Genomic DNA, 1,861 nt, shown 5'->3' on the forward strand with positions numbered 1-1,861 from the left:
GTTCGCCGTGACGCTTCAGGGCCACTCGAAAAGCACCCAGACTTATCAACGCAATACGGCGATCATCGAGACGGTGCTCGAAGCCGAAGACGGCTCAGCCATCAAGGTCACCGATTTCTGCCCACGCTTCATGGACCGTGGCCGCATGTTCCGGCCTGCCTCGATGATCCGGCGCATCGCGCCCCTGCGCGGCATGCCGAAAGTCAGGGTCGAGCTCTTCGCGCAAAGCCAGAAGGGCGAATACAATATGGTCGTCCGCCGCGGCGTCAGCCATATGAGCTTCCTTGACGAACAGGCCGGCTTCCGCGTGACGACAGATGCGCCTGTCTCTTACGTGATGGATGGGCGCGCCTTCGTGCTCGACCGGGAGCTGAGCTTCCTGCTTGGTCCCGATGAGAGCCTGTCGGACCGGGTCGGGGTGATCGCGCTGGAATGGCTGGAACGCACCGCCGACCACTGGATGGGCTGGACGCGCCGCCTCGATACCCCGCCCGACTGGCAGGATGCCGTGATCCGGGCCGCGATCACGCTCAAACTCTGCGTCTATGAAGAGACGGGCGGCATCGTCGCTGCCCTGACGACCAGCATCCCGGAGCATGAAGGCTCTGAGCGAAACTGGGATTACCGGTTTTGCTGGCTGCGCGATGCGTATTTCACTGTCACCGCGCTGAACAGGCTCTCGGCCGTGGGCACGCTGGAGCATTATCTCGCCTATCTCAGGAATACGGTCGCGCACACGAATGGCGGCCATATCCAGCCCGTCTATGGCATCTCGCTCGAGCCGGACCTGACCGAAAAGATCGCGCAGGCCCTGCCGGGCTATCGGGGGCATGGACCGGTCCGGTTCGGCAACCAGGCCGCAGAACACATCCAGCATGATGTCTATGGCCATGTCATTTTGGGCGCGAGCCAGGCCTTCTTCGATGACCGGCTCTATGCCAAGGCCGGGCCGCTTGAATTTGCGCATTTCGAAGGCGTCGGAGAACGCGCCTATGCCGTCTGGAACACGCCAGATGCCGGCATCTGGGAATTTCGCGGCCGCGCTCATGTCCACACGTCGTCTGCCATCATGTGCTGGGCCGCCTGCGACCGCCTCGCCCGGATCGCCACCCATCTGGAAATGGCCGACCGCGCCGAATACTGGAGCGGCCGCGCCGATGAAATCCGCGAAGGCATTCTTGAGCGCGCCTGGAACGAGAAACGCCAGGCCTTTACCGGCGCGTTTGGCGAGGATCCGCTGGATGCTTCGGTTCTGCTGATGGCCGAGATTGGCTTTATCGACCCGATGGATGAGCGTTTCGTCAAGACGGTCGAACGGATCGATGATGAGCTGCGCGATGGCTATCATGTCTACCGCTACCGGGTCGAAGATGATTTCGGGGCGCCGAAGACCGCCTTCACCGCCTGCACTTTCTGGCACATCGACGCGCTTGCCCGGATTGGCCGGATCGATGAGGCGCGCGCCATGTTCGATGACGTACTCGCCCACAGGACACGGCTCGGCCTGCTATCTGAGGACATCAACACATCCAATGGCGAGCTCTGGGGGAATTTCCCGCAAACCTATTCCATGGTCGGCATCATCAATGCGGCGAACCGGCTGAGCCGGGACTGGGATGAGGTTGTCTAGTTAGAGATCATCTGATGTCGACCGATTCAGGCATCGTCATTCGAATACATGTGTACGGTCCGGTACTGGATCGGATGCACATCCAATAGACGAAATAGCATCTGCTGTTCGTTGGACTTCAAGTCGCTGATGTCAGAAAGTTCGATGATCATCTCCCACTCATCCAATATCCAATCTTTCTGCTTGAAGTGGTCCGCCAAAGCCGTCTGAAATTCTTCCAGTGTTGGGTAT

At 60.1% G+C, this 1,861-nt stretch carries 2 protein-coding genes; one reads left to right on the forward strand and one right to left on the reverse strand.

Features of this window, described 5'->3' with window-relative positions; all coding sequences use genetic code 11:
• Positions 1 to 1,630 (forward strand): glycoside hydrolase family 15 protein (locus WA989_RS02250; protein WP_424338901.1); only part of this gene is annotated, 1,630 nt, incomplete at its 5' end.
• A 26-nt stretch (positions 1,631 to 1,656) separates the two neighbouring features.
• Here WA989_RS02250 and WA989_RS02255 read toward each other — a convergent pair.
• Positions 1,657 to 1,861 (reverse strand): hypothetical protein (locus WA989_RS02255; protein ID WP_424338902.1); only part of this gene is annotated, 205 nt, incomplete at its 5' end.

Source organism: Henriciella sp. (assembly GCF_049649345.1).
GTDB lineage: Bacteria > Pseudomonadota > Alphaproteobacteria > Caulobacterales > Hyphomonadaceae > Henriciella.